Source organism: Nocardioides sp. S-1144, assembly GCF_005954645.2.
Lineage (GTDB): Bacteria > Actinomycetota > Actinomycetes > Propionibacteriales > Nocardioidaceae > Nocardioides > Nocardioides dongxiaopingii.
The window spans coordinates 4,029,167-4,053,675 of record NZ_CP040695.2 but is presented as its reverse complement, the minus strand read 5'-3'; the positions used below and the strand labels follow the sequence as shown (position 1 = coordinate 4,053,675).

Here is a 24,509-nt window from a genome sequence, read left to right as displayed (position 1 = left end):
CCCCGGCTATGAGCCCGGTCACCCCGCTCTGAGGTAGCGCCCCGGCGGGGATAAGGAGGTTGCCCGATGTGCGCGCCTACCTCAGGGAGCCAGGCTCGTCCTACGTCGCCGACACCGGGTCGGCACTGAGGTAGAGGAGCTCCTCATGTTCGACCGCATGACGATCCAGGCCGAGGTCGACTACCGCCGCGAGCGGCTCAGCAAGGGCCGCCCGGTGAAGCGTCGCCGCACCGCCGACCGCACCCGCGTGCCGTTCGTCGGCGCCCGCGAGGAGATCAACGGGCGCGTCGGCTGACCGCGGCCCAGCGGTAGCCCATCATGGAGCCCGTGGCGATCCAGTCCAGCACGATGGTGGGACGGGACGCCGAGCTCGCGGAGACAGCCGCAGCGCTCGGCGTCCGTCCTTCCCGACCGGCCGACCGGCTGGTCGACGTGCTGCTCTCGGGTGACGCGGGCGTCGGCAAGACCCGCCTGCTCCGCGCGCTGCGCGACCTCGCCTTCGACGAGGGCTGGCAGGTGTACGCCGGGCACTGCCTCGACTTCGGCGAGAGCGCGCTGCCCTACCTCCCCTTCTCCGAGGTGCTCGGTCGGATCACCACCGAGCTCCCCGAGGTCGCCGCCGAGGTGGCGGCCACCCACCCGGCCCTGGCCCGGCTGCAGCCCGTGCGCCGCCAGATGGCCGACTCCGACCCCGTCGACGCCGAGGCCTCCGCCCTCGACCGCGCCGACCTCTTCCGCGCGATGCTGGCCGTCCTCCAGGCCGCCGCGCGCCGGGCCCCGCTGCTCCTGGTCATCGAGGACACCCACTGGGCCGACCAGTCGACGCGCGACATGCTCAGCTTCCTCCTCTCCCGCCTCGACTCCGACGGGTTCGCCGTCGTCGCGTCCTACCGCTCCGACGACCTGCACCGCCGGCACCCGCTGCGCCGCCAGGTCGCGGAGTGGTCGCGGCTGCGCGGCGTCGAGCGGATCAACCTCTCGCCGCTCGACGACGCCGCCGTCCGCTCGCTGGTGCTGCAGCTGGTGCCGGGCGGCCTGCCCGAGGCCGAGCTGGCCGACGTCGTCGCGCGCGCCGAGGGCAACGCCTTCTTCGTCGAGGAGCTCGTCGCCGCCGCCGCCGACCCGGGCAGCGTGATCCCGGCCGACCTCGCCGACGTCCTGCTGGTGCGCCTCGACCGGCTCGACGACGAGGCCCGCGCCGTCGTCCGCACCGCCAGCGCCAGCGGCCGCCGGGTCACCCACGAGATGCTCGAGGCGACCTCCGGGATCGGCACGGACGCGCTCGAGCGCGGCCTGCGCGGCGCGGTGGAGATGAACGTGCTGGTCACCGACCGCGGGGCCTACGCCTTCCGGCACGCACTGCTCGGCGAGGCCGTCTACGACGACCTGCTGCCCGGCGAGCGCGCCCGCCTGCACGCCCGCTACGTCGCCGCCCTGCGCCAGGGCTCGGCGCGCGGCACCGCCGCCGAGCTGGCCCGCCACGCCCGCCTCGCGATGGACAAGACGACCGCGCTGCAGGCCAGCGTCCGCGCCGGCAACGAGGCGATCGAGGTCGGCGGTCCTGACGAGGCGGCCTACCACTACCAACAGGCCCTGGAGATCCTCAGCAGCGCGACCGCCCAGGGCTCCGAGTCCGACCTCGGCGACCACGGCGTCGACCTGGCCAAGCTCGTCGTCCGGGCCGCCGACGCCCTCATCGCCTCCGGCGACCCCGAGCGGGCCGCCGGCGTCATCCGCGAGCAGCTCGACCTGCTGCCGCCCGGCGCGCACGCCACCCGCCGGGCGCGGATGCTCGCCGCGCTCGCCAACGCCGTCTTCCTCACCGAGGACGACCACGAGCGCTCCCACGAGATCTCGGCCGAGGCCGTCGCGCTGGTGCCCGACGACGGCAGCCAGCTGCGCGCCGTCGTCCTCACCGTGCACGCGCGGATCCTGGCGGGCTACGGCCGCTACGAGGAGGCCCGCGCGGTCGGCGTCGACGCGCTCGACCTCGCCGAGCGGCTCGACCTGCGCGAGCTCGCCTCCGACGCGATCACCACGCTCTCGGGACTCAAGAAGGCCGGCCCCAAGGAGGGTCTGCGCGGGGCGCTGGAGGAGGCGATCCAGCGCGCGGTCGAGGCCGACGCCATCCACGCCGAGCTGCGCGGCCGCTTCCTGCTCGGGCGCTCCTACCAGGACTGGGCGGAGTTCGACGAGGCCGCCACCTGGTTCGCCAGCGCCATCGAGCGGGCCACCGACGCGGGACTGCCGTGGGCGCCGTACGGGTTCGAGTCGCGGTGGCAGCTGGCGTGGATCCAGGTCGTCCGCGGCCGCTGGGACGAGGCCCTCGAGCTGTTCGTCGTCGAGGGGCCGTTCCCGCCGCCGATCCCGCGGGCCATGCTCACCGTCCTGCGCCTGCAGATCCTCCAGCGGCGCGGCGAGGACGTCGCCGCCCGCGTCGGCGGGCTGCGTCCGTTCTGGCGCCGCGAGGGCGCCATCGGGATCCACGCCGCCTCGATCGAGATGACCGCCGCCGGACGCCGTGACGACCCGGCCGCCGCGCTGGCCTCCTACGACGAGGCGGTCGCGGTGCTGAGCCGCATCTGGCGCGAGTGGTTCAGCGCCCGGATCCGGCTCGCCGCCGTCGCGATCGGCGTGGTCGGCGACGCCCTGGCGACGCGGAGCCACACCGAGCGCGAGGCCCTGCTCGTCGACGTCGAGCGCCTGCACGACGACGGCCACGTCGTCCTCGACCGCTACACCGACCCCTCGGGCCACTGGGGCCCCGAGGGTCAGGCGTGGCTGAAGCGGGTGGACGCCGAGACCCTGCGGGCGCGGTGGCTGGCCGGCATCGACGCCCCCGGGCTCGACGAGCTCGTCGCGACCTGGCGCGAGACCGAGGCGGCGTTCGTCGACTTCGGCCACGTCTACGAGCTGGCCGTGGTCCGCACCCGCCTGGCCGCCATCCTGCGCTCGACCGGCGACCTCGCCGGCGCCCGTGAGCTGGGCGACCTGGCGCGCGAGGCCGCCCGCGGCCTGGGCGCCCAGCCGCTGCTCGACGCGCTGCGCGCGATCGGGTCGGCCCCGGTGCGCGAGCCGGCGTCCACGGTCGCCCTCACCACCCGGGAGCGCGAGATCCTCGGTCACGTCGCCGAGGGCCGCTCCAACGGCGAGATCGCCAAGCTGCTGTTCATCAGCGCCAAGACCGTCTCGGTGCACGTGTCCAACATCCTCGGCAAGCTCGAGGCCTCCGGCCGCACCGAGGCCGCCGCGATCGCCCGCCGCCGCGGCCTCCTCGACTGACCCCCACCCGCCACCCCCGCTGACCCGTCAGTGATCAGCGACGGGTCGGCGTCTGGTGGGATGGCCAGGTGACGACGTTCCGGTGCTCGCGCGCCAGCGAGGACGACGGCCCCGACGGTGCCGGCGGCGAGCCGATCGCCGGCACCGCGCCGACCGACGCGGCCTGGCTGCTGCTCGAGGACGACGGCCCGTGGCCCGCGACCGTGACCTCCGGCGTCGACGACGACCGGGCGGCGGGGGCGCGGGTCCAGCTCGTGCGCCGTCCGGGCCGCACCGCCACCACCGCGGCGGGGTCCTTCGAGCGTCGCGTCGAGCTGCCGGACGCCGGCGGCGAGCCGCTGCTGCTCGTGTGCACCCACGGACGCCGCGACGTCTGCTGCGCCGAGCGGGGCCGGCCGGTCGCGGCGGCGCTCGCCGAGCGGTGGCCGGTCGAGACGTGGGAGACCACGCACCTCGGCGGGCACCGCTTCGCCGCGACCCTGGTCGCGTTCCCGAGCGGCGTGGTCCTCGGCCGGCTCGACCCGGCGAGCGCCGTCGCCGCCGTCGAGGCGCTGCGCGCCGGGCGGATGCCGCTCGACCACGCGCGCGGCCGGGCCGGGTGGCCGGCGCGCGCGCAGCACGCCGACCTCGCGCTGCGCCGGCGGCACGGCTGGACCGGCCTCGACGACGTCCGGCTGCTCGCGACCGACGGCGACGAGGTGAGCCTCGCGACGCCGTCGGGGGAGCTCACGGTGGCCGTCGACGCGCGTCCGGGGGAGCCGCGGCGCCAGTCGTGCGCCAAGCTGTCGACCAAGGCGGCGCCCGTCCTGACGCTCCGCGAGGGCTGACTACCCGCGAGTACGCTGACCGCGTGACCGACCTCGACGACGTCGCCGCCCTCACCGCGACGCGGTTCCGCGCCACCCACGCGGTCGGGGGGCGCACCCCGTCGCCGCCCCGGGACGCCGCCCTGCCGCCCGGCCCGCGGTGGCCGGCGCTGGTGCAGACGGTCGCCCTGATGCGGTTCCGCCACCGGTTCCACCCCTGGTTGCACCGGCGCTACGGCGACGTCTACACGGTGCGGTTGATCCCCGGGTCGCGGCCGCTGGTGATGGTGACCCGCCCGGAGCACGCCAAGGAGGTCTTCGCCGGCGACCCCGAGGTCTTCCACGCGGGCAAGGGCAACGCGATCCTCGGCCCGATCATGGGCCGCCACTCGCTGCTGCTCCAGGACTCCGTCGACCACAAGCGGGCCCGCAAGCTGCTCATGCCGGCCTTCAACGGCCAGGCCCTCAAGGAGTACGCCGACCTGGTCACCGACCTCGCGCGCGACGAGGTCGGTCGCTGGGGCGACGGGTCGAGCTTCCGCAGCCTCGACCGGATGAACGCGCTGACCCTCGAGGTCATCCTGCGCGTGGTGTTCGGCGTCACCGACGAGGAGCGCCTGGCGGCCCTGCGTCCGCGGGTCAACGCCACCGTCGACGTCCCGCCGGTCGTGCTGCTCGGCTGGGGCTACCCCCGGCTGCAGCGCTTCGGCATCTGGAGGCGGGTGGTCGAGAACCAGTACGAGCTCGACCGGCTGATGTACGCCGAGATCCGCGAGCGCCGCGCGGCCCCCGACCTGGCCGAGCGCACCGACGTCCTGTCGCGGCTCGTCCGGGTCGGCCAGGGTGCCGACGCGAGCCCCGAGGACCGGCTCAGCGACGTCGAGCTGCGCGACCAGCTCGTCACGCTGCTCCTCGCCGGCCACGAGACGACCGCGACCGCGCTGGCCTGGGCGCTCCACGAGCTCGGCCGCCACCCCGAGCTGCACGAGCGCACGGTCCGCGCCGTCGCCGGTGCCGACGAGCACGACGGCGACGCCTGGCTCGAGGCGGTGCTCAAGGAGTCGATGCGGCTGCACCCGGTGATCCCGATGGTGGTTCGTACCCTGATGGCCCCGGCGACGATCGCCGGCCACGACCTGCCGGCCGGCGTCACCGTCGCGCCGTCGATCATCGTCAGCCACCAGCGCGCCGACCAGCACCCCGACCCCGAGGTGTTCCGGCCCGAGCGGTTCCTCGGCCAGAACCCGCCCACCAACACCTGGATCCCGTTCGGCGGCGGCGTGCGGCGGTGCATCGGTGCGGGCTTCTCGCTCATGGAGGGCGTCGCCGTGCTGCGCGAGGTCTTCCGCGACCTCGACGTCGAGGCCGTCGGCGACGACGTCCCGCTGGTCCGCAACATCACCTCCGTCCCGCGGTTCGGCGCCCGGGTCCGGGTCAGCCGCCGGCGGGGGTAGGGACTACCGGGTCGACGACGCCAGCACCATCCAGACCCAGGCACGGCGCTGGCCCTGGTTCCAGGCCCGCTCCTCCTCGGCGCCCAGGCGGGTGAACCCGTTCGCCCGGTAGCAGGCGATCGCGACGTCGTCGCGGGTGGCGCGGCGCAGCGTCACGGCCGGCGTCCGATGAACGCCACCAACCGGGTGACCGGGTCGGCGTCGTCGGCGACGTCGACCCGGGGGCCGTACTGGCCGCTGGAGCGCAGCAGCTCGTCCACCGGCTCCATGCCCGCGAGCAGCTCGGCGCACAGGTCGGGGTCGAGCGCCTCCGACTGGCCGGTGGCGCGCGCCAGGTCCCAGGTGTGCATGAAGACGTCGGTGGTGTAGAAGCGCGAGACCGCCTCCGGGAGCGGGACGTCGCCGAGGTGCGGGTTGCTGAGCACCCGCCCGGCCGACGCCGGGTCGTCGAGCAGGGCCTGGACGGCGTCGACCCGGGTCCGCCAGGCCCCGACCGGGTCGTCGTCGACCGACGGACCGGTCGGCAGCTCGATCCCGGTGCCCGAGCCCAGGAACCCGGGGAACCACTCGAGCAGGTGCCGGACGACGTCGCGCGCCACCCAGCCCTCGACCGGGGCCGGGGCGCCCCACTCCCCGGCACGGTCGGCCCCGACGACGCGCTCGGTGAAGCCGGCCGCGACGGAGCGGTGGAAGGAGGCGGGATCGGTGTCGGTCACGGTGCTCAGACTGCCCGACCGGGCCGGATCCATCGGCCGGGACCGGGCCCGGCCGCGGACCCTCGCCCGGGTGGGCCGCTAGCGCGACAGCGCCCACCCGAGGACGCCGAGCGCGCCGGTCGACGTGGCCGTGCGGACGACGTTCCACCGCACCCAGGAGTCCTCGAACGCCGTCCGCGCGGCCGTCGGGTCGGCGTCGCCGGCCGCGGCGAGGGCGTCGTTGAGCGGGACGTTGCCGACCACGGTGACCACGACCGTGGCGGCGGCGAGCGCCAGCCCGGCCAGCGCCCACGGCCGGGCCGCCCCCGAGGTCGCCGCGACGCCCAGGGCGGCGAGCGCCGGGGCGCCGAGGAACGTAGCGAGGAAGACCGGGTTCACGATCGCGGCGTTCGCGTGCTGCATCGTCGAGACGAACGTGCGGTCGTCGGTGCGGGCGAGTCCGGGCATCACCCCCGACGCCCAGGTGTAGTAGGTGCCGGCCTGGAGCCCGTTGGCGACCACGGCGGCGAGGAGGATCGGGACCCGGAGGTGCTCGAGGGAGTCGGCCATGGACCCAGCCCACCACGCCCGGTCGAGACGTTCCATGGCTGCGGGTGCCGATCCCATGCGTGATCGTCTAGCGTGGGGCGGCATGGACGGTCTGGCCGCGCTGCTCGACGGACCCCGCGCCCGCGGGGCGTTCCTGCTCCGCTGCCTGTTCGACCCGCCGTGGTCGGTGCGCCTGGCCGACGACGCCCCGCTGTCGGTCACCGCCGTCGTGCGCGGCCACACCTGGCTGCTGCCGGCCGGATCCTCGACCTGGGCGCCGGTCCGGCTCGGACCGGGTGACGTCGCCGTGCTGTGCCCCGACCGCCGGGCGCCCGGGGCGGCGTACGCCGTCCTCGCCGACGACCCCGCGACCGACGTCCAGGCCGTGATCCACCCCGGCCAGGTCTGCCGGACCCCCGACGGCCGCGAGCTGCACGAGGAGATGCACCAGGGCGTGCGCAGCTGGGGCAACAGCGCCGCCGGCGCCACGGTGCTCCTCACCGGCGCCTACGCCGTCGACGGCGAGCTGGGCGGGCGGCTGCTGCGGGCGCTGCCGGGGCTCGTCGTCCTCGGTGCCGACGAGCTGGACACCCCGCTCGTCGACCTGCTCGCAGCCGAGATCCTGCGCGAGGACCCCGGGCAGCAGGCCGTGCTCGACCGGCTGCTCGACCTGCTGCTGGTCGCGGCGCTGCGCACCTGGCTCGCCCGGCCGGACGCCGCACCGCCGCGCTGGTACGCGGCCCAGGCCGACCCCGTGGTCGGCCCCGCCCTCCGGCTCGCCCAGCACCACCCCGAGCGGCCCTGGACGGTGGCGACGCTCGCGGCCGCCGCCGGGTCCTCCCGCGCGGCCTTCGCCCGCCGCTTCCACGACCTCGTCGGGCAGCCGCCGATGGCCTTCCTCACCGAGTGGCGCCTCGACCTCGCCGCCGACCTGCTGCTCGACCCCGACCTCACGCTCGCCGCGGTCGCGCACCGGGTGGGCTACGGGTCGCCGTTCGCGCTGAGCGCGGCGTTCACCCGCCAGCGGGGCATGTCCCCGCGGGAGCACCGCCGAGGAGGAGGGCCGTCGCTCAGGCCGCCCGCCGGGTGAGCTCGACGGTGGCCGCGATGGCGTCGAAGAGGTCGCCGTAGTCGGGGTGGTCCTCGCGCGCGACCGAGCAGGTGAGCGTGACGCCGTACCCGTCGACCAGCCAGGACCACTGGTCGCAGAGCACGTCGGCGGCGCCGACCCGGTGGGCGAAGCGGTGGTGGACCACCTCGTGCCCGTCGAGGTCGTGGACGTCGTCGTCCTCGAGCGCGAAGTCGACCAGGACGGCGGCGAGCGCGGTGAGCGCACCGGCGCGCCACGTGGCGGCGTCCGGCTCGACGACGGGCCCGGCGCGCAGCGTCAGCTCGGGCCGGACCCCGCTGGCGGGCAGCAGGACCGAGCGGGCCGCGACGACGACGCCGCGCTCGGGATCGGAGCGCCGGCGCCACGTGCGGGGGACGGCGACGGTCAGGTGGGGGCGGGCGGTGGTGGTCATGCCTCCAGCCCTGCTCGGGGCGCGGCTGGGGACAAACCCGTCGGTCCGGTGCCTGTGGACGACCGCCCGGGAGAGGTCCCGGGTCGGCGCACCCGCCGCCCCCGCGGCCCTCGGGCTTGGTCGCCGCGCGATGCTCGCTCACAATGGCCACGTGAGCGACGACCAGCCCGAGCCGACCCGCCGCGACGGCCACCCCATCGTGTGGGGCCTCGCCGCGATGATCGCCGTGGTCGCCGTCGTCGGCGGCATCCTCGCCGGTGGCGTGTTCGTCGGCACGAAGGCCCTCGGGCTGTCCGGCGACCCGGTCGCCACCGAGGAGTCGACGGCGGGCGAGACGATGGTCGTGCCCGACCCGACCGAGACCGACGCGTCGCCGACCGACTACATCACCCTGCGCGACGTCCCCGAGAAGCCGCTGCCGTCCTCGAGCTTCTCCGAGACCCCGGAGGCCGACGGCACCATCACGCTCGAGGCCGGCCAGTCGTCGGTCGGGGCGATGGAGACGATCAACCTGAGCGGCACCTACCCCGCCGCCGACGACGGCACGGCCCTGGTCGTGCAGCGCTTCGACGGCGGCGGCTGGGCGCCGTTCCCCGACGCCGGGTCCCCGATCACCGCGACCGTCAACAGCGGCGACTTCGCGACGTTCGTGCTCACCGGCAACCTCGGCGACAACCGGTTCCGCGTGGTCGACCCCGACGGCGACGTGGAGTCCAACGAGGTCACCGTCACCGTCGGCTAGCCCTCCGGCTACCTGGTGCGCCGGTCCCGCGCGCCGGTCCCGACGTCGAGTCGGCGCCGGCGGTCCTCGCGGCCGACCCAGAAGCCGGTCCAGGCGGTGCCGGCGACGCCGAGCAGCCCGATCACGACGCACGCGGTCGCGAGCGGAGCCACGGCCGCGACGGCGCTGACGACCAGCGGTCCGCCGGACAGCCCGACGTCGCCGCACAGCCGCCACCCGCCGAGGAACTGCGCGCGGCCCTCGGTGGGGGCGGCGTCCGCGCCGAGCACCATCACGATCCCGGAGCCGAGCCCGTTGCCGACCGCGATCAGCACGAAGGCCGCCGCGACCGCCACCGTGGTCGTGGCGAGCGGGAGGAGCAGCGTCGCGACGGCGACCGTGGCCACGACGGGGACGGCGACGACGGTCCGCCCGACCCGGTCCATCAGCCAGCCGCCCGGGTAGAAGAACACCATGTCGATCGCCCCCGACAGGGCGAAGACGAGCGACGTCGCGCTCGGGGAGATGCCGACGTGGTCGGCCCACAGGGGCAGCAGCCCGTTGCGCACCGACCGCGACGCCGAGATCACCACGACGACGGTGCCCAGGGTCAGCAGCACGCGGCGGTGCTGCGCCAGCACCTCCCACACGCCGAGGTGCTGCCCGGTGTCGCGCCGCGACCGGCGACGCTCGGCGCCCAGGTCGGGCATCGTGCGGGCGAGCGCGGCGGCACCCAGCGCGGCGAGCGCCGCGAACCAGAACACCGCCGAGAGGCCGAGGACGACGATCAGCCCGGCCCCGACGAGCGGCCCGACGAAGACGCCGACCCGGTGCGAGCCGCCGAGCGTCGACAGCGCCCGGGCGCGGTGGCTGAACGGGACGACGTCGATCATGTAGCCCTGGCGCGACATCAGGAACGTCGTCCAGGTCATGCCGCTGAGCACCACCGCCGCCGCCAGGACGACGACCGACCCGGCCAGCGCGCCGACGGACATCGCGACGGCGTCGGCCACCCCGGCGAGGACGAGGGCGCGGCGCTCGCCGATCCGGGCCACGAGCGCGCCCGCAGGCAGCGAGGCGACGAGCATCCCGAGGCCCAGCAGCGCGACCACGGCCGCGGCGGTGCTGACGTCGGCGCCGAGGTCGCGGGCGCGCAGCGCGAGGATCGGCATCACCGCGCCGTGGCCGGTGGAGCTCACGATCGTCGGGCCGTACGCCGTCAGCGCGATGTCGCGGAGACGGAACTCCGAGGACGCGGGCGGCGGCACCGGGTCATTCTCGCGCGGCGCCCCCGGTCGGCTCAGACGGTGGTCAGCTCGCGCGGGGTGGCGGCCGGCGCTGGCCGGGGCCGGCGGCGGTACTGGCCGGCGACGACCGAGCCGAGCACGACGGCCATGCCGAGGGCCTGGACGGGGCCGAACGCCTCGGCGGCGAAGGCCACGCCGAGCGCGGTGCCGGTGACCGGGTTGAGCAGGCCGACGAGCGAGACCGCGCCGGCCGGCATGTGCGTGAGGCCGTGGAACCAGCAGGTGTAGGCGAGGATCGTGCCGGCCACGCCGATCCAGAGGAAGCCGCCCGCGGCGGGCAGGTCGATGGCCGGTGGGGCTCCCTCGACCAGGAGCGCGACCGGCAGCAGCAGGAGCCCGCCCGCGACGAGCTGCCACGACACCAGGGTGAGCATCGGGACCGGCGCCTCCCACCGCTTGACCAGCACGAAGCCGAGCGCGGAGACGGCGACCGAGCCGAACGCGCCCGCGAGTCCGAGCGGCGTGACGCCGTCGGGGGAGCGCAGCACGAGCAGCGAGACCCCGGCCAGGCCGGCGAGGGCCGCGACGACGCGGACGGCGGCGGGGCGCTCGCGCAGCATCGGCCAGGCCAGCGCCATCACCGCCAGCGGGGACGCCGCCTGGATCGTCGCGGCCAGACCTCCCGGCAGCTCGTAGGCGGCCAGGAAGACCAGCGGGAAGAAGAGTCCGATGTTGCACCCGCCGAGCACGGCCGCCCGCCACCACCAGTCGCCGGTGGGCAGGCGCCGCAGGACCACGAGCAGCAGCAGGCCGGCCGGCAGGGCGCGCATGAGCGCCGCGAACAGGGGCCGGTCGGGCGGGAGGAGCTGCTCGGTGACGAGGTAGGTGGTGCCCCACGCGAGCGGGGCGACGGCCGTGATCGCGACGGTGCGACCCAGTTTCTCTTCCACGGAAGACATATTAGTTTCCGACTAAGATAATGTCCACCCGCGTGAGCGAAGACCACGTCGGGCGGATCCGTCAGCAGTGGGCCGAGCAGCGCCCCGACCTCGACACCACGCCGATGGGGATCATCGGCCGGCTGCACCGGCTCTCGGACCACCTGCACGCCGAGCTGCGGCCGGTCTTCGCCGCGGCCGGGCTCTCCGACGGCGACTTCGACGTGCTGGCCGCGCTGCGCCGGGCCGGTGAGCCCCACGAGCTGACGCCGGGCGGACTGGCGGAGACGACGATGGTCACCTCGGGCGCGGTCACCAAGCGCGTCGACCGGTTGGAGGCCGCGGGCCTGGTGGCGCGCACGGTCTGCGAGAACGACGCCCGCTCGCGCCGGATCCGGCTCACCCCCGCCGGCCTCGCCGTCGTCGACGACGTCGTCGAGCGGCACCTGGCCAACGAGACCCGCCTGGTCGCCGGCCTCAGCGAGGTGGAGCGCACCCGGCTGGCCCACCTGCTGGAGACGTGGGGCCGCGTCCTCGGCGCCGGCTGAACGACGGCGCCGAGGCGCGAGCCTCCGGCGTCGCTCAGCCGGGGACGTAGTCGAACGTGTCGGGGTTCGGGCCCGTGCGGCCCGCCTCGCCCCGGTCGAGGGCGGAGATCGCCGCGACCTCGTCGTCGCTGAGCTCGAAGTCGAAGATCGCGAAGTTCTCGCGCATCCGCTCGGCGCGCATCGACTTCGGGAAGATGATGTCGCCGCGCTGCACGTGCCAGCGCAGGGTGACCTGCGACGGCGTCCGGTCGTGAGCGGCGGCGATCCGGCCGATGGTCTCGTCGTCGAGGACGCCGCCCTGGGCGATCGGCGACCACGCCTCGACGAGCGCGCCGTGGCGGTGCGTGGCGGCACGGGCGGCGTCGTTGGTGAAGTAGGGGTGCGCCTCGATCTGGTTGACCACCGGGACGACACCGGTCTCGGCGACGATCCGGTCGAGGTGGTCGGGCTGGAAGTTCGACACCCCGACGGCGCGGGCGCGGCCGTCGGCGACGAACTCGGTCAGCGTGCGCCACGTCGCGACGTAGTCGCCGTCGTACAGCGTCGGCAGCGGCCAGTGGATCAGGAACAGGTCGACGTGGTCGAGCCCGAGCTTCTGCAGGGTGCCGTCGAACTCGCGGCGGGCGTCGTCGGGGCGGTGGAAGCCGTTGTTGAGCTTGCTCGTCACGAACACCTCGTCGCGCGGCAGGCCGGAGGCGGCCAGGCCGACGCCGGTCTCCTGCTCGTTGCCGTACATCTGGGCGGTGTCGATGTGGCGGTAGCCGATCTCGAGCGCGGTCGCGACGGTGTCGGCGGTCTGCGCGGGCGGGACCTGGTAGACCCCGAAGCCGAGCTGCGGGATGGTCGTCTGGTTGTTGAGGGTCAGGGACGGAACGGTTGATGCCATACCTAGGACCACAAGTTCCGGACCGCATCTATTCCGGTGCGGGTCAGTCCAGGCCGCCGGCCGGCAGCGGGGTGAGGCAGTACCCGGCCTCCCGCAGCCGCCGGATCTCCGAGGGCAGCGCGGCCAGGGTCGCCTCCGAGGTGGCGACGCCGTCGTGGTGCAGGACGACGATGCCGGCGCGTCCGCGCGCGGTGACCTGGTCGATCGTCGTCGAGCGGATCTCCCGCGGGGTGAGGCCCTCCCAGTCGCGCGAGTCGACGTTCCAGAGCGCCATCACCCGGCCGGTCGCGCGCAGGACGCCGGCGACCTTCGCGTCGGTGGCGCCGTACGGCGGCCGGACGTAGCGCGAGACGTCCGCGACGCCGGCGTCGCGCAGGGCCCTCTCGGTGCGCCGCAGCGTGGTGCGGATGGCCGTGCGCGACAGGCCGGTCAGGTCGACGTGGTCGTCGGTGTGGTTGCCGATCGTGAAGCCGGCCTCGGCGACCTCGCGGGCGACGTCGGGGTGTTGCCGCACCCGGCTCCCGACCATGAAGAACGTCGCGGGCACGTGCATCCGCCGCAGCACGGCGACGATCGCCGGCGTCGTCGTCGGCGACGGCCCGTCGTCGAAGGTGAGCGCGACGCGGCCCGACGGGCACCGGTCGAGCGGCCGGGTGGACGGGGCCGGTGCGGACGGGGCCGGTGCGGGCGGGTCGACCGACAGCGACCCCGAGGCGGGGGCGCCGAGCATCGTCAGGACGGCGGCGGCCACGGCGGCCACGAGGGTGGCGGCGAGGGTGGCGCGGAGGGCGGGGAGGGTGCGGGATGCGGGTGCCATGCCGGTGTGACGTTCGCGGACCCGCCCGGGTTGTCGCCGTCCGAGCCGGTCAGCCGAGCCCGGCGCAGTCGCGCAGCGCGTCCCGGTCGGCGTCGAAGCCCGCGGCCTCGGCAGCCCGCAGCGGGGCGGGGAGCCCGTCGGGGCCGATCCGCGCCGGCGTCCACGTGGCCTCGGTGACCCGGGCCCGCCCCGACGGCGACGCCGGCGGCCGCACGGCGAGGGTCAGCACCCCGGTCGAGGACGTCGCCTCCGGGCCCTGGGTGTACCAGGCGTAGTTGCCGAGCCCGTAGGCGACGTAGCCGGGGCCGAGGCGGCCGTCGCCCTGCAGCCGGTGGGCGTGGCTGCCGACGACGACGTCGGCGCCCGCCGCCACCAGGTCGCCCGCGAGCGAGCGTTGGCCGGGGCTGGGGCAGCGCTCGCCCTGGACGCCCCAGTGGAGGTAGGCCACGACCACGTCGGCGGAGGCGTCGGCCCGCGCGACGGCGCGCAGCAGCCGGGTCGGGTCCACGGCGTCGGCGGTGCCGGCGGCGTCGGCGGTGGCGGCCCAGGAGCCGGTCGGGTCGGCGGTCGGGTCGAGGGTGGCGACGGTGGCGCCGATCGTGGCGACGACGGTGCCACCCGGGCCGCCGACCTCGGTGCGCGCCGGCCGGAACGCTGCGGCCGCATCGCGTCCGAGACCGACGACGTCGAGCGGCGGGTCGGCGCGCCGGGCGCGCGCGGCGGCGTCGAGCATGCCGGGCAGCGGCTCGCGGCCGAAGTCGAGGGCGTGGTTGTTGGCCATCGTCGCCACGTCGACACCCGCCGCGGCGAGCGCGGTGAACGCCGTCGGCGGGGCCTGGAAGGTGTAGCGCTTGGCGGGGTCGGGCCGGCCGCCGGTGCCGACCGACGTCTCGAGGTTGACGACGGCGACGTCGGCGGCCGCCAGCGCCGACGTCGCGGGCGCCAGGGCGGTCGCGGGGTCACGGAGCCGCTCGCGCAGCACGCCCTCGAAGTGGACGTCGCCCGCGACCGCGATCGTCACCGGCGCCGGCCGCGGCTCGGGTGGCGGCTCGACGTCGGGGGTGGTCGGTGGGGTCGTGGGGCCGGTGCTGGACGGGGTGCCGGACGGGGTGCCGGACGGGCTCGGCGACGGGGCGGCGCCGGGCCGCTCTGCGGGTGAGCACGCGGCCACCGCGAGCAGCGCGGTGCCGGCGAGCGAGAGGGCGCGGGCGCGGGTCAGCGCAGCCATGCCGCCACGACCCGCGCCACCCGCGCCAGCTGGGCCGGGTCGACGACGCCGACCACGTCGTCCGTGGAGTGGTAGCCGAGGTACGGCGTGCTGCCCAGCCGGGCCGCGGGCAGGCCCTCGTCGGCGAAGGACTCGTGGTCGCTGGAGCTCTCGCCCTCCTGCAGCACGGTCGGGACGTCGACCCGCCGGGCGGCCGCCTCGAGGCCCGTGCTGACGTCGTTGCCGACGAGCACGGTCTGCACCGGCACCACGTCCCCGACGCCGACCCGGTCGAGGGAGACCATGCCCCGCAGGCTGCGCCGGTCGGCCGGGCTCATCCGCTCCACGAACGCCTTCGAGCCGTAGTGGTGCGCGTCGCCCGGGCCCCGCGGCTCCTCGGAGCCGAACAGCACGAGCACCACCGGCAGCCGCGTGCGCCGGCCCTGGAGCGCCTCCGCGAGGGCCAGGACGACGCCGACGCCGGAGGCGTTGTCCTCCGCACCCGGGGCCTCGGGAACGGTGTCGAGGTGCGCGCCGACGAGCAGCCACGGCTCGCCCGGCCGGCGTTCGCCGCGGGTGGCGACGAGGTTCACCGACGGGCCGGCCTCGACCGGCGCGTTCCACGAGTAGCCGGCCGGGGTCGGGAACCGCTGTCGCCCGACCGACCAGCCGGACGCCGTCAGCTCGCGCTCGGCCCAGGCCGCGGCACGGAAGTAGGCCTCGGTGGTGCCGGGGCGGGGGCCGACCGTCCCGGCCAGGTGCTCGACCGCGGCGAGGGCCGTGCGCGGACGGACGTCGTCGACGGAGAGGCGCGGCTCGGGGGCCGGCTCCGGCGTCGGGGGCGGCGTGGCCGGGGACGTCGGCGCCGGGGTGGTCGGGGCCGGGGACGTCGGGGCCGACGACGAGGTCGGGGTGGACGGTGTCGCCCCGGCGCCGGGGTCACCGGTGCACCCGGCCGTCACGGCCAGGCACGCGACGAGGGGTGGCAGCCGGCGCAGCACGTCCCGATCCTCGCAGGTTCCCCCCACGGCCCGGGTTCGCCGCGGCCGGGGCGGGGCATGGTGGTCGCCGTGACCGACCCCGCCCCCAGCCGCCCGTGGGACACGATCGCCGCCGCCGGGCTGCTGGTGCTGGCCGCCGCCGCGTTCGTCCTGTGCACGGTCTGGCTGCACGAGCCGACCAGCCAGACGATGCGCGGCGTGCTGAGCGCGGACCCGGTCGCCGGCGAGGAGGGCTACCCGCCCGCGGAGCCCGAGGTCCTGCGTACCGAGGTGCGGTGCGGGTCGGTCACCCACGGCCCGTACCTCGACGACGACGGCGACGGCACCAAGCAGAACAAGGACCTGGTCGACTACAGCGGCGACCGGCCCCGGTCCGGCGACTGGGTCGACGAGGACACCCCCTACTCGAGCGATCTCGAGGACGCCGGTCTCACCCGCGAGCAGGTGCAGGCCACGTGCGACCGCCTGCGCCACGAGCGCCTCGGGCACGCCGTCGAGGCGGGTGGTGCGGGCCTGCTCGGCGTGGTGCTCGCCGCCTGGACGTCGGTGCGGCGCCCGTTCGAACGGCGTCGTGCCGCCCGCCCGGTGCCGCCGGCCGCGACCTGACGGGGACGATCAGGCCGGCTCGAGCGCCGGTTCGAGGGCGAGGTCGACCAGCAACGAGGCGTGCGCGACGGCCGAGTCGACGACCGGCAGCGGGGCGTCGTCGGCGCCGACGAGCAGCCCGATCTCGGTGCAGGCCAGGACGACGGCGTCCGCGCCGCGCGCCCGGAGGTCGTCCATCACGTCGACGTAGGCCGCCCGCGACTCGTCGCGGAAGACGCCCTGGGTGATCTCGTCGAAGACGACGCGGTCGACCAGCTCGCGGCCGGCCTCGTCGGGCGTGACGACCGAGATGCCGTGGGAGGCGAGCCGGTCGGCGTAGAAGGTCTCCTCCATCACCCAGCGGGCGCCGAGCAGGCCGAGCGTCGTCCAACCCTCGCGGCGGGCGACGGCCGCGACGGCGTCGGCGATGTGGACGGCCGGCACCGAGACGGCGTCCTCGAGGGCGCCGAAGTTCTTGTGCATCAGGTTGGTGCAGAGCCCCACCAGGTCGGCGCCGCCGGCCTCGCAGCGGCGGGCGGCGTCGGCGAGCAGGGCGGCCGAGCTGTCCCAGTCGCCGCGGACCTGGCAGTCGCGCACCTCGGAGAAGTCGAGCGACTGCAGCGAGATCTTCGCCGAGGCGTGCCCGCCGAGACGGGCTGCGACCTGCTCGTTGATCATCCGGTAGTAGGTCGCGGTGGAGTGCCAGGACATGCCGCCGACGAGCCCGATGGTCTTCATGCGTCCAGCATGGGGCCGCCGACGGACCAAAGGAATCCCCGTCCTCCTACTACGAGGCATAACGTGTGCCTATGGCCCTCGACGCCCGACGCACCCTGATCTTCCGCGCGGTGGCGCGGGCCGGCTCGATCAGCGCGGCGGCGCGCGACCTCGGCTGGACCCAGCCCGCGGTCAGCCAGCACCTGGCCCGGCTCGAGCGCGAGGCCGGCGGTCCGCTGCTCCTGCGCGGTCCCGGCGGCGTCACCCTCACCGGGGCGGGCGCCGCCCTGCTGCGCCGGGCCGACGTCGTCGCCGCCGAGCTGCACGCCGCCGCCGAGGAGCTCGCCGCCCTCACGCACCTGCGGGCCGGCCGGGTGCGCCTGGTGGCCTTCCCCTCGGCCGCGGCGACCGTGGTGCCGGACGCGATCGGCGCGCTCGCGGCCGCGCACCCCGAGGTCGAGGTGGGGCTCGAGGAGGCCGAGCCGCCCGAGGCGCTGGTCGCGGTGGCCGCCGGCGACGCCGACCTGGCGCTCGTCTTCGGCTACGACGGCGCCCCGGTCGGCCTCGGGACCCTCACCTGGCGCCCGTTGCTCGACGAGCCGGTGCACCTCGTCCTGCCGCCGGGCCGGCGCGCGCCGGGGCGCGGCGGGCTCGCCACCCTCGCCGCGGAGGACTGGATCGGCGGCTGCGTGCGCTGTCGCACCCACCTGGTCGACTGCTGCGAGGCGGTCGGCTTCACCCCGACCATCCGCCACACCACCGACGACTACGTCGTGGTGCAGAACCTCGTCGCCCGGGGGCTCGGCGTCACCGCGCTGCCCGAGTCGGCGCTGACGGCCTACCGCCACCCCGACGTGCAGGTGCTGGCCCTGCCGGCCCTGGGGCGGCGGCACGTCGGCGTGGCCCACCGTCCCGGCGCCGAGATCGTGCCGGCGACCGCCGCCCTCGTGGCCCGCATCGTGGCCGCCGCCGCAGCGTGACGGAGCCGGGTCAGTGGGCGATGTCCACGACCTCCTCGCACCCGTGGAGGGTGTCGGCCGGGTCGGGATCACCCCAGTAGCCGACGAGGTCGTCGCCCGGGCCGCACCAGATCTCGTCGGGCAACCCGTCGACCTGCCAGTCCACGTAGGCGTCGTCGCCGGCACCGAGCCGGATCCGGTCGCGGCCGACCTCGCTCTCGACGGAGTCGTCGCCGGCACCGCCGACGAGCAGGTCCCCGCCGCGCCCGCCGGAGAGGACGTCGGGCCCGCCCCCGCCCTCCAGGTAGTCCGCGCCGCGGCCGCCGCGGAGGACGTCGCGGCCCGCGCGACCGAGGAGGCCGTCCACGCCGACGCCGCCGCGGAGGGTGTCCGAGCCGGCGCCGCCGCTGAGCACGTCGGCGCCGCCGAGCCCCCACAGGTGGTCGTGCCCGGCCTCGCCGCGGATGTCGTCGGCGTCCGGGGTGCCGCGGAGCCGGTCGTCCCCGGGGGTGCCGGTGATCTCGTGGAGCTCGTCGGCACGGGCACTGGCACTGGCACTGCCCGCCGCCGGCACGGCGAGGGCCAGGGCCAGACCCAGGAGGGTCGCGGCCGGGGCGAGCGGACGGCGGGCACGGGGCCCGGACCGGAGCAGGGTGGTGTGGCGCATCGGAGTCCTCCGCGGTCGGGGTGGCCCGGACGACCACCGTCGATGGTCAGATGCGCACGGCGGCCCTTTGGTTGCGTCGGGGAACCGTGCGGGGCGAGACCGGTCGCCCCCAGGAGGGTCGCGCGATCGGCGGCTCCGGCCTACGGTCGGCAGATGCCTACCGTCGAGGTCCGGCCCTTCGAGCCCGGTGACGAGACCGCGATCGCGCGCCTCTCGGCCGTGGTCCGGTGGCCGTCGCTGACCGACCCGGCGGTGGTGCTGCGGGTGTGCGAGGCGCCGGGGTCGGTGGCCTTCGTGGCGGTGACCGACGACGTGCTCGTCGGCTGGGCGCAGGCGCTCGGCGACGGCGTCCTCCAGTCGCACCTGAGCTTCCTCGCCGTGCACCCCGACCACCGGCGCCGCGGGATCGGACGGCTCCTGGTGATGGCGACGTTCCAGGCCACCGCCACCGCGCGGATCGACCTCGTCACCCTCGACGCCGAGGCGTTCTACGAGGGCTTCGCGCACCGCCGGCTGCTCGGGTACCGGCTCTACCCCGGGGCCTGAGCACCCCCCGCACCCTCGGCCCCGACCGAGACCCCCTGCCGGGGTGTCGGCTCCGTAGGATCGCGCCGTGCCGCCCCGCTCCCCGCTGCCGCTGCGGCACGGGCTCAGCGCGGCGTGGGTCTGCACGCCCCACCGCGACCCCACGCGCCCGGTCCCCTGGGCGACCATGGGGCAGTGGCTGCGCGACCACGTGGACGCCCGTGTGGCCGTCGAGCCGATGCTCGCGGCCGGGCGCTTCGTCTACGCCGACGCCCGGCCGGTCGGCGACGCCGACCCCTACCGCCCCCACACCTTCGTCTGGTTCCACCGCGACCTGCGCGCCGAGCCGCCCGTGCCCGGGACGCTCACCCTGGTGCACCGGGACGAGCGCGTGCTGGTGGTCGACAAGCCGGCCTTCCTCTCGACGGTCCCGCGCGGCCGGCACGTGACCCAGAGCCTCGTGGTGCGCCTGCGCGACGAGCTCGGTCTGCCGGACCTGACGCCGATGCACCGCCTCGACCGGGTCACCTCGGGGCTGGTGGTCTGCGCGGTCGGGAAGCAGTGGCGCGGCGCCTACCAGTCGATGTTCGCGCAGGGCACCGTGCGCAAGACCTACCGCGCCCTGGCGCCCTGGCGCGCCGACCTGGAGTCGCCGACCACGGTCCGCAACCACGTCGCGCCGATCCCGGGCACCGGCCGGGCCGAGGTGGTCCCCGGCGCACCGGTCAACGCCGAGACCCTGGTGGAGGTCGAGGAGCGCCGCGGCGACCTCGCGGTCTACCGGCTCCTGCCGCGCACCGGCCGCACCCACCAGCTGCGGCTGCACCTGCGCGACCTCGGCGCGCCGATCGTCGACGACCCGCTCTACCCGGTCGACCTCGAGGTCGACGTCGACGACTTCAGCCGGCCGCTCCAGCTGCTGGCCAGCGAGCTCGAGTACCTCGACCCGGTCGACGGCGTCCGGCGCCGGTTCGCGAGCCCGCGCAGCGTCCCGCTCGACCGCGCCTGAGCCGGGCGCGGCGGGCGGGCGCCGTGGTGGAATGCGTCATGCGCACCGCGCGGGCAGCACCGCTTGTCACGGCCGGCCTGCTGGTCGCCGTCGTCGGGTGCGCGGGCTCGCCGGAGGCCCCGCCGGCCGACGATCCGTCGTCGTCGGCGTCGTCACCACCGACGGACTCGACGGGGCCGACGGGGCCGACGTCGTCCGCGGCCGCGGGCGGGTTCGACCAGGCGCTCCACGACGAGCTGGTCGGGATGCTCGAGCGCGACCAGCTCGAGAGCACCGGGCAGCCGGCCGCGGACACCTTCGCCCAGCGTGAGGCCCGGCTCGCGGAGATCTTCGCCGAGCACGGCTGGCCGGGTTTCGACCTCGTCGGGCGCGACGGCGGCGATGCGGCCTGGGCCGTCGCCCAGCACGCCGACCTCGACCCGGCCTTCCAGGCGCGGGCCCTCGAGCTGCTGCGGGACGCCGTCGCGGCGGGCCAGGCCTCGCCCGGCAACCTGGCCTACCTCGAGGACCGGGTCGCGGTCTCCGAGGGACGACCGCAGGCCTACGGCACGCAGATCCGCTGCGGCGACGACGGACCGGTGCCGGCCACCCCGATCGAGGACCGCGACGGCGTCGAGCAGCGCCGCAGCGACGCCGGTCTCGACCCGCTCGCGGACTACCTCGTCGAGATGGAGGAGCTGTGCGCGCAGGACGGCGCCGGCTGACCGATCCCGCCTATGCTCGCCGGGTGGGTCGACTCGCGCTCGTGGTTCTCACCGTGCTGGCCGCGGTCGGCGTGACGCCGGCCGGGTCGGCGGCGCCGACGTCCGCCCACCACGACCGGGCGCCCGTGACGAGCTCGTCGGCGCGGGTGGTGGGCGACGGCTCGAGCACGAGCTGCACCTCGGACGCGGTGGTGCGCGCCGTCCGCCGGGGTGGCGTGATCCGCTTCGACTGCGGTCCGCGGCCGGTGACCATCGAGATGCGACGCACCGCGAAGGTGGTCAACACCTCACGCCGGGTGGTGATCGACGGCGGTGGGCTGGTCACCCTGAGCGGGATGGGTCAGCGCCGGATCCTCTACCAGAACACCTGCGACCCGGCCCAGGTCTGGACGACGTCGCACTGCGACGACCAGGCCTCGCCGCGCCTGGTGCTGCGCGGCCTGACCCTGGCCCGGGGCGACTCCACCGGCCAGGACCTGGACGGCGGTGGTGGCGGCGCGGTGTTCGTCCGCGGCGGCCGGCTGAAGGTCGTCGGCTCGACGTTCGTCGGCAACCGCTGCGACCGGGTCGGGCCGGACGTCGGCGGGGCGGCGCTCCGCGTGCTCGACCAGCACCGCGACCGCCCGGTGCAGGTCGTGCGCAGCACGTTCCGGAGGGGCCGCTGCAGCAACGGTGGCGCGATCAGCAGCATCGGGGTCTCCTGGCGCATCGAGGACAGCACCTTCCTCGGCAACCGGGCCATCGGCCGCGGCGCGAACCCGGCCCGCCCCGGCACGCCCGGCGGTGGCAGCGGTGGGGCGATCTACCTCGACGGCAACCTGTTCACGCTGTCGCTGGTGCGCACCACCGTGCGCGGCAACGTCGCCCGCGAGGGCGGCGGCGCGGTCTTCTTCGTGAGCAACGACCGCACCGGCACGATGGAGGTCCGGGGCTCGCGGCTCGTCCGCAACCCGAGCCAGGGCTTCGAGACCGCCGGGCTGCCCGGCATCTTCTTCCTCGGCGCGCGCCTGCCGACGATCGTCGACTCCGTGCTGCGCTGACCCGGAGGGTGCGCCGTCAGTCGGCGGCGGTGTCCTGCACGTCGATCACCAGGCGCGAGGGCGAGGTGAGGGTGAAGGCCCGGAAGGGGACCGGCTCGTCGTCGATGCCGACGAAGACCTGGGTGTAGCCCTCGAACGTCCCGGCCACGTGGACCTCGGCGACCCCGCCGGCACCACCGCCCTGCGGGGTCAGCCGCCTGGGACCGCTGTAGTAGTCGGGCGCCGGCCAGGTCGTGCCCGACGCGAAGACCTGGAGCGTCGCCGCCCCGTCGACGTCGACGACGTCGCCGCTGCCCTCGAGCCGGGCGCGGTCGACGTAGTCGAGCACCCAGCCGGGCGTGCCCTTCCCGCTGAACTCCAGCACGACCCGGTCGTAGCCGTCGCGCCGGGCGGCCCGGACGTCGACGAGCACCAGGCCCGCCCCCGTCCCGTCCGCGGCCTGGTCGCCGGTGCCGTCGGGGAAGTCCGGCGGCGCGGGTGTGGGGTCGGACGTCGGTTCGGACGTCGGCACGGACGGTGTCTCGGACGGTGTCTCGGACGTCGGGTCGGGGGTGGCCGTCCCTGCGGCGGGCGTGGTCGTCGCGTCCTCGGCCACCGAGTCGTCGGCACAGCCGGCCAGGAGGGGAAGGGACAGCAGCGCGGCCGCTGCGATCGTCGTGCGGAGTGTCATGGGTCGCCCTTCGTCGCTGCGGACCTCTGCGTGGGTCCCGCTCGCTTCGTGGGACGCGCGACGAGGGTGCCCGGTTGACAGGACTCCCCGGCCGGCGGGAACCGGGCCCGTGTCGCGGCGGGTCAGGCCGTGCGCACCGCGGGCCGCGGGCGCAGGCGCGCGATGCTGTAGAGCGTGGCGGCGGCGGAGGCAAGGCTCGACACCACGAGACCGACGGCGGTCGCGGTGCTGTGGAAGGGCAGCGAGGGGCCGACGGTGACACCGAGCAGGCTCGTCCGGGGGATCGAGACGTCGACGACGTACATCCCGGAGAGGACGGTGATCCACACGACGCCGGCCAGCGACGCCAGGACACGGGGCCGGGTCGCCACGCCCGCCCGGGCCGCGGCGACGGCCTGGTCGCGGACCCGGTCGTAGCTCGCGGCGGCCCACCGGTGGTACGGGACCAGGATCCGCAGGCCGGCGACGACGATCAGGGTGCCGGGCCCGGGCAGCGGCATCAGGACGATGCCGACGACGACGAGGGTCCACCCCGTGGCTCGTCCGACGAGGCTGCCGAGCGACGGACGCCACGCGGTCCTGGTCCGCGTCACCTCGTCCGGGAGGCCGGAGGGTTCCACGGAGCCGTACGTCGGCGCGGCGTTCATCACGTCCGCGTTGCGCCGTGGGGCGAGGGCGCAGGTCACCTACGAGGAAGCGGCGACCCGCCCCACATATTCCCGGCGGACGGCTAGGTCCGGAGGGGGTGGGTGTCTCCGGTGGCGTGGGTCTGGTGGTGGTGGAAGGGGCAGAGCAGGACGGCGTCGCGGGTGTTGGTGGTGCCGCCTGCGGTCCAGGGGATGCCGTGGTGGGTGTGGCAGTAGGCGGCGGGTGTGGTGCAGGTCGGGTGTTGGCAGTGCTGCTGCTCGAGGGTGAGGGCGAGGCGCTGGGCGGGGGTGTGGAAGCGGCGCTTGCGGCCGAGGTCGAGGACCTGGCCCTGGCCACCCAGCACAGCAGGGATGATGCCTGCTTCGCAGGCCATCCGGCGGGCTTCGGTGGGGGAGAGCGCGGTCCCGGTGTCGAGGTGGGCGGCTGCGAGTCCTCCGTTGAGGCTCTCGAGGGTCATCGTGACCACGACGGTGGCGTTGACCCCGCCCATGGTGGGGAGCTGGTCGGCGGGGTAGCGCTCGACGTACTCGCCGAACGCCTGCCCGAGGCGTTCCGGGGTCGGTCGCTCGTGGTCGTAGGAGCCGGCGCCGTCGGTGGCGCGGACGTGCTTGGGGGCCGCGATCGCGGTAAGTGCTTTGCGCAGCATCGAGGCCTGCGCCGACGGCAGGGTGAACCGGCCGTGCGCGAGACCCTCGCCGTCGTCCCACATCGTCAACGCAGTGCGCTTGCGGGCTCGGGCTTCCTCGGCCTCCAGCAGTCGAGCCTCGTGCTCGTCGGCCTGGTCGGGGTCGAGGGCCTCCAGGATCCGCCGACCCAGGGTCTTCAGCTCGTGCGCGTCGTGGTGCCCCGCCTCGTCGAGCAGGTGCGCCTCGGCCTTGTCACGCCACGAAACGTGTCCGCCGTCGAGGTCCCCGACAGCAGCGGCGATGACCTTGGCCTGCTCGCCGTGCACCCGACCGGACGCCATGGCGATCCGGACCGACTCGTGGGCGGCCAGATCATCGGCCAGGCGTGCCTTCCGCGACGCCTCCGCGCCAGTCACCCGGGTGGTCCGCGCGAGCCACGCCGCGAGCGACCGCGCCCCGATCGAGCCCGGCAAGTCGAGCACCCCGGCGTGCCCGACCACGCGTGCCTCGAGCTCCTGCACCCCGGCCAAGACTCCCGCGATCCGCGGCACGAAATCAGCCGTCGCAGGGGCGTCGAGCGACCAGGTCGGGGCGTCCACCAGAGCCGCCAACTCGGTCTCGAGCAGCGCGACGAACCGGGCGACGGGGTGCCCGTCGCGGCGGTCGCCGGGGTGCTTGCTCATGG

28 protein-coding genes are annotated in these 24,509 nt (G+C 75.8%); 13 read left to right on the top strand and 15 right to left on the bottom strand.

All coding sequences use genetic code 11. The features are described 5' to 3' along the window. Positions 1-145 precede the first annotated feature (145 nt). The 4 genes from FE634_RS21250 (at position 146) to FE634_RS19095 (ending at position 5,542) form a co-directional block, all read left to right on the top strand. Positions 146-295, top strand: a complete 150-nt coding sequence (locus tag FE634_RS21250; RefSeq protein ID WP_170981583.1) for a hypothetical protein — start codon at positions 146-148, stop codon at positions 293-295. A 32-nt stretch (positions 296-327) separates the two neighbouring features. Beyond that, on the top strand, positions 328-3,282 hold the full coding sequence (locus FE634_RS19105; RefSeq protein ID WP_187366754.1) for a helix-turn-helix transcriptional regulator: 2,955 nt from the start codon (positions 328-330) through the stop codon (positions 3,280-3,282). A 68-nt stretch (positions 3,283-3,350) separates the two neighbouring features. Then, complete coding sequence (locus FE634_RS19100) at positions 3,351-4,109, top strand: sucrase ferredoxin (RefSeq protein WP_138876791.1); 759 nt, start codon at positions 3,351-3,353, stop codon at positions 4,107-4,109. Between the two features lie 23 nt (positions 4,110-4,132). Further along, complete coding sequence (locus FE634_RS19095; protein ID WP_138876790.1) at positions 4,133-5,542, top strand: cytochrome P450; 1,410 nt, start codon at positions 4,133-4,135, stop codon at positions 5,540-5,542. 3 nt (positions 5,543-5,545) lie between these two features. On the opposite strand, the gene FE634_RS21245 is transcribed toward FE634_RS19095, so the two are convergent. From FE634_RS21245 to FE634_RS19085, 3 genes are all read right to left on the bottom strand, one after another. Beyond that, positions 5,546-5,698, bottom strand: coding sequence for a hypothetical protein (locus tag FE634_RS21245; RefSeq protein WP_187366753.1), 153 nt, complete (start codon positions 5,696-5,698; stop codon positions 5,546-5,548). Next, entirely contained in the window at positions 5,695-6,258 is a 564-nt protein-coding gene (locus FE634_RS19090) for a TIGR03086 family metal-binding protein (RefSeq protein ID WP_262347495.1), read from the bottom strand. The genes FE634_RS21245 and FE634_RS19090 overlap by 4 nt, the downstream gene beginning before the upstream one ends. 78 nt (positions 6,259-6,336) lie before the next feature. Continuing rightward, a complete protein-coding gene (locus FE634_RS19085) occupies positions 6,337-6,807 on the bottom strand; it encodes an anthrone oxygenase family protein (RefSeq protein WP_148240880.1) in 471 nt (156 codons plus the stop codon). 82 nt (positions 6,808-6,889) lie between these two features. On the opposite strand from FE634_RS19085, the gene FE634_RS19080 reads away from it, so the two are divergent. Continuing rightward, entirely contained in the window at positions 6,890-7,876 is a 987-nt protein-coding gene (locus FE634_RS19080; RefSeq protein WP_138876788.1) for an AraC family transcriptional regulator, read from the top strand. On the opposite strand, the gene FE634_RS19075 is transcribed toward FE634_RS19080, so the two are convergent. Further along, complete coding sequence (locus tag FE634_RS19075; RefSeq protein ID WP_138876787.1) at positions 7,857-8,309, bottom strand: hypothetical protein; 453 nt, start codon at positions 8,307-8,309, stop codon at positions 7,857-7,859. The two genes, FE634_RS19080 and FE634_RS19075, sit on opposite strands and share 20 nt — an antisense overlap. 151 nt (positions 8,310-8,460) lie before the next feature. On the opposite strand from FE634_RS19075, the gene FE634_RS19070 reads away from it, so the two are divergent. Then, positions 8,461-9,051, top strand: coding sequence for a hypothetical protein (locus tag FE634_RS19070; RefSeq protein WP_137294007.1), 591 nt, complete (start codon positions 8,461-8,463; stop codon positions 9,049-9,051). Between the two features lie 8 nt (positions 9,052-9,059). Here the strand turns inward: FE634_RS19070 and FE634_RS19065 are convergent, their stop codons facing one another. Together FE634_RS19065 and FE634_RS19060 are read right to left on the bottom strand one after the other, a co-directional pair. Beyond that, positions 9,060-10,298 carry an MFS transporter gene (locus FE634_RS19065; protein WP_262347494.1) on the bottom strand — a complete coding sequence of 413 codons (1,239 nt, stop codon included), beginning with the start codon at positions 10,296-10,298 and terminating at the stop codon, positions 9,060-9,062. 32 nt (positions 10,299-10,330) lie between these two features. Next, positions 10,331-11,227 carry an EamA family transporter gene (locus FE634_RS19060; protein WP_425464717.1) on the bottom strand — a complete coding sequence of 299 codons (897 nt, stop codon included), beginning with the start codon at positions 11,225-11,227 and terminating at the stop codon, positions 10,331-10,333. Between the two features lie 41 nt (positions 11,228-11,268). Here FE634_RS19060 and FE634_RS19055 point away from each other — a divergent pair, with 41 nt between their 5' ends. Next, a complete protein-coding gene (locus tag FE634_RS19055) occupies positions 11,269-11,763 on the top strand; it encodes a MarR family winged helix-turn-helix transcriptional regulator (protein WP_262347493.1) in 495 nt (164 codons plus the stop codon). Positions 11,764-11,797: 34 nt separating this feature from the next. Here FE634_RS19055 and FE634_RS19050 read toward each other — a convergent pair whose 3' ends face one another. From FE634_RS19050 to FE634_RS19035, 4 genes are read right to left on the bottom strand one after another with little or no spacing between them, the layout of a single operon-like run. Beyond that, entirely contained in the window at positions 11,798-12,649 is an 852-nt protein-coding gene (locus tag FE634_RS19050) for an aldo/keto reductase (protein ID WP_137294004.1), read from the bottom strand. Between the two features lie 43 nt (positions 12,650-12,692). Further along, entirely contained in the window at positions 12,693-13,466 is a 774-nt protein-coding gene (locus FE634_RS19045) for a polysaccharide deacetylase family protein (protein ID WP_138876785.1), read from the bottom strand. A gap of 49 nt (positions 13,467-13,515) precedes the next feature. Beyond that, positions 13,516-14,694 (bottom strand): CapA family protein, encoded by a 1,179-nt coding sequence (locus tag FE634_RS19040; RefSeq protein ID WP_138876784.1) that lies wholly within the window; start codon positions 14,692-14,694, stop codon positions 13,516-13,518. Continuing rightward, positions 14,682-15,674, bottom strand: a complete 993-nt coding sequence (locus FE634_RS19035) for a M28 family metallopeptidase (RefSeq protein WP_138876783.1) — start codon at positions 15,672-15,674, stop codon at positions 14,682-14,684. The genes FE634_RS19040 and FE634_RS19035 overlap by 13 nt, the downstream gene beginning before the upstream one ends. Positions 15,675-15,743: 69 nt before the next feature. Between FE634_RS19035 and FE634_RS19030 the strand changes: the two genes are divergently transcribed. Continuing rightward, the gene (locus FE634_RS19030) at positions 15,744-16,280 is read left to right on the top strand and encodes a hypothetical protein (protein ID WP_138876782.1); all 537 of its coding nucleotides are present in this window, start codon (positions 15,744-15,746) and stop codon (positions 16,278-16,280) included. 9 nt (positions 16,281-16,289) lie between these two features. Here the strand turns inward: FE634_RS19030 and FE634_RS19025 are convergent, their stop codons facing one another. Further along, complete coding sequence (locus tag FE634_RS19025) at positions 16,290-16,997, bottom strand: aspartate/glutamate racemase family protein (protein WP_138876781.1); 708 nt, start codon at positions 16,995-16,997, stop codon at positions 16,290-16,292. Positions 16,998-17,068: 71 nt separating this feature from the next. On the opposite strand from FE634_RS19025, the gene FE634_RS19020 reads away from it, so the two are divergent. After that, complete coding sequence (locus FE634_RS19020) at positions 17,069-17,956, top strand: LysR family transcriptional regulator (RefSeq protein ID WP_138876780.1); 888 nt, start codon at positions 17,069-17,071, stop codon at positions 17,954-17,956. A gap of 10 nt (positions 17,957-17,966) precedes the next feature. On the opposite strand, the gene FE634_RS19015 is transcribed toward FE634_RS19020, so the two are convergent. After that, positions 17,967-18,602 (bottom strand): calcium-binding protein, encoded by a 636-nt coding sequence (locus tag FE634_RS19015; protein WP_138876779.1) that lies wholly within the window; start codon positions 18,600-18,602, stop codon positions 17,967-17,969. 153 nt (positions 18,603-18,755) lie between these two features. Between FE634_RS19015 and FE634_RS19010 the strand changes: the two genes are divergently transcribed. The 4 genes from FE634_RS19010 to FE634_RS18995 all read left to right on the top strand — a co-directional run bounded on the left by FE634_RS19010 (position 18,756) and on the right by FE634_RS18995 (position 21,880). Continuing rightward, a complete protein-coding gene (locus FE634_RS19010) occupies positions 18,756-19,148 on the top strand; it encodes a GNAT family N-acetyltransferase (RefSeq protein WP_137293996.1) in 393 nt (130 codons plus the stop codon). A gap of 67 nt (positions 19,149-19,215) precedes the next feature. Next, on the top strand, positions 19,216-20,136 hold the full coding sequence (locus FE634_RS19005) for a pseudouridine synthase (RefSeq protein ID WP_138876777.1): 921 nt from the start codon (positions 19,216-19,218) through the stop codon (positions 20,134-20,136). Between the two features lie 38 nt (positions 20,137-20,174). Further along, on the top strand, positions 20,175-20,840 hold the full coding sequence (locus FE634_RS19000; protein WP_138876776.1) for a DUF6624 domain-containing protein: 666 nt from the start codon (positions 20,175-20,177) through the stop codon (positions 20,838-20,840). Positions 20,841-20,863: 23 nt separating this feature from the next. Beyond that, the gene (locus tag FE634_RS18995) at positions 20,864-21,880 is read left to right on the top strand and encodes a hypothetical protein (RefSeq protein WP_222847619.1); all 1,017 of its coding nucleotides are present in this window, start codon (positions 20,864-20,866) and stop codon (positions 21,878-21,880) included. A gap of 16 nt (positions 21,881-21,896) precedes the next feature. On the opposite strand, the gene FE634_RS18990 is transcribed toward FE634_RS18995, so the two are convergent. The 3 genes from FE634_RS18990 to FE634_RS18980 all read right to left on the bottom strand — a co-directional run bounded on the left by FE634_RS18990 (position 21,897) and on the right by FE634_RS18980 (position 24,507). After that, on the bottom strand, positions 21,897-22,550 hold the full coding sequence (locus tag FE634_RS18990; protein WP_138876775.1) for an AMIN-like domain-containing (lipo)protein: 654 nt from the start codon (positions 22,548-22,550) through the stop codon (positions 21,897-21,899). Positions 22,551-22,672: 122 nt separating this feature from the next. After that, on the bottom strand, positions 22,673-23,197 hold the full coding sequence (locus FE634_RS18985) for a PGPGW domain-containing protein (protein ID WP_138876774.1): 525 nt from the start codon (positions 23,195-23,197) through the stop codon (positions 22,673-22,675). Positions 23,198-23,280: 83 nt separating this feature from the next. Beyond that, a complete protein-coding gene (locus FE634_RS18980) occupies positions 23,281-24,507 on the bottom strand; it encodes an HNH endonuclease signature motif containing protein (protein ID WP_148240879.1) in 1,227 nt (408 codons plus the stop codon). Between the last annotated feature and the right edge of the window lie 2 nt (positions 24,508-24,509).

Bases quoted from the DNA above. Each gene is read 5' to 3' on its own strand.
- FE634_RS19010 (WP_137293996.1), top strand. From the start codon at position 18,756: ATGCCTACCGTCGAGGTCCGGCCCTTCGAGCCCGGTGACGAGACCGCG.
- FE634_RS18980 (WP_148240879.1), bottom strand. From the start codon at position 24,507: ATGAGCAAGCACCCCGGCGACCGCCGCGACGGGCACCCCGTCGCCCGG.
- FE634_RS18985 (WP_138876774.1), bottom strand. From the start codon at position 23,197: ATGAACGCCGCGCCGACGTACGGCTCCGTGGAACCCTCCGGCCTCCCG.
- FE634_RS19050 (WP_137294004.1), bottom strand. From the start codon at position 12,649: ATGGCATCAACCGTTCCGTCCCTGACCCTCAACAACCAGACGACCATC.
- FE634_RS19000 (WP_138876776.1), top strand. From the start codon at position 20,175: ATGCGCACCGCGCGGGCAGCACCGCTTGTCACGGCCGGCCTGCTGGTC.
- FE634_RS19075 (WP_138876787.1), bottom strand. From the start codon at position 8,309: ATGACCACCACCGCCCGCCCCCACCTGACCGTCGCCGTCCCCCGCACG.
- FE634_RS18990 (WP_138876775.1), bottom strand. From the start codon at position 22,550: ATGACACTCCGCACGACGATCGCAGCGGCCGCGCTGCTGTCCCTTCCC.
- FE634_RS19020 (WP_138876780.1), top strand. From the start codon at position 17,069: ATGGCCCTCGACGCCCGACGCACCCTGATCTTCCGCGCGGTGGCGCGG.
- FE634_RS19045 (WP_138876785.1), bottom strand. From the start codon at position 13,466: ATGGCACCCGCATCCCGCACCCTCCCCGCCCTCCGCGCCACCCTCGCC.
- FE634_RS19025 (WP_138876781.1), bottom strand. From the start codon at position 16,997: ATGAAGACCATCGGGCTCGTCGGCGGCATGTCCTGGCACTCCACCGCG.
- FE634_RS19040 (WP_138876784.1), bottom strand. From the start codon at position 14,694: ATGGCTGCGCTGACCCGCGCCCGCGCCCTCTCGCTCGCCGGCACCGCG.
- FE634_RS19080 (WP_138876788.1), top strand. From the start codon at position 6,890: ATGGACGGTCTGGCCGCGCTGCTCGACGGACCCCGCGCCCGCGGGGCG.
- FE634_RS19015 (WP_138876779.1), bottom strand. From the start codon at position 18,602: ATGCGCCACACCACCCTGCTCCGGTCCGGGCCCCGTGCCCGCCGTCCG.
- FE634_RS19085 (WP_148240880.1), bottom strand. From the start codon at position 6,807: ATGGCCGACTCCCTCGAGCACCTCCGGGTCCCGATCCTCCTCGCCGCC.
- FE634_RS21250 (WP_170981583.1), top strand. From the start codon at position 146: ATGTTCGACCGCATGACGATCCAGGCCGAGGTCGACTACCGCCGCGAG.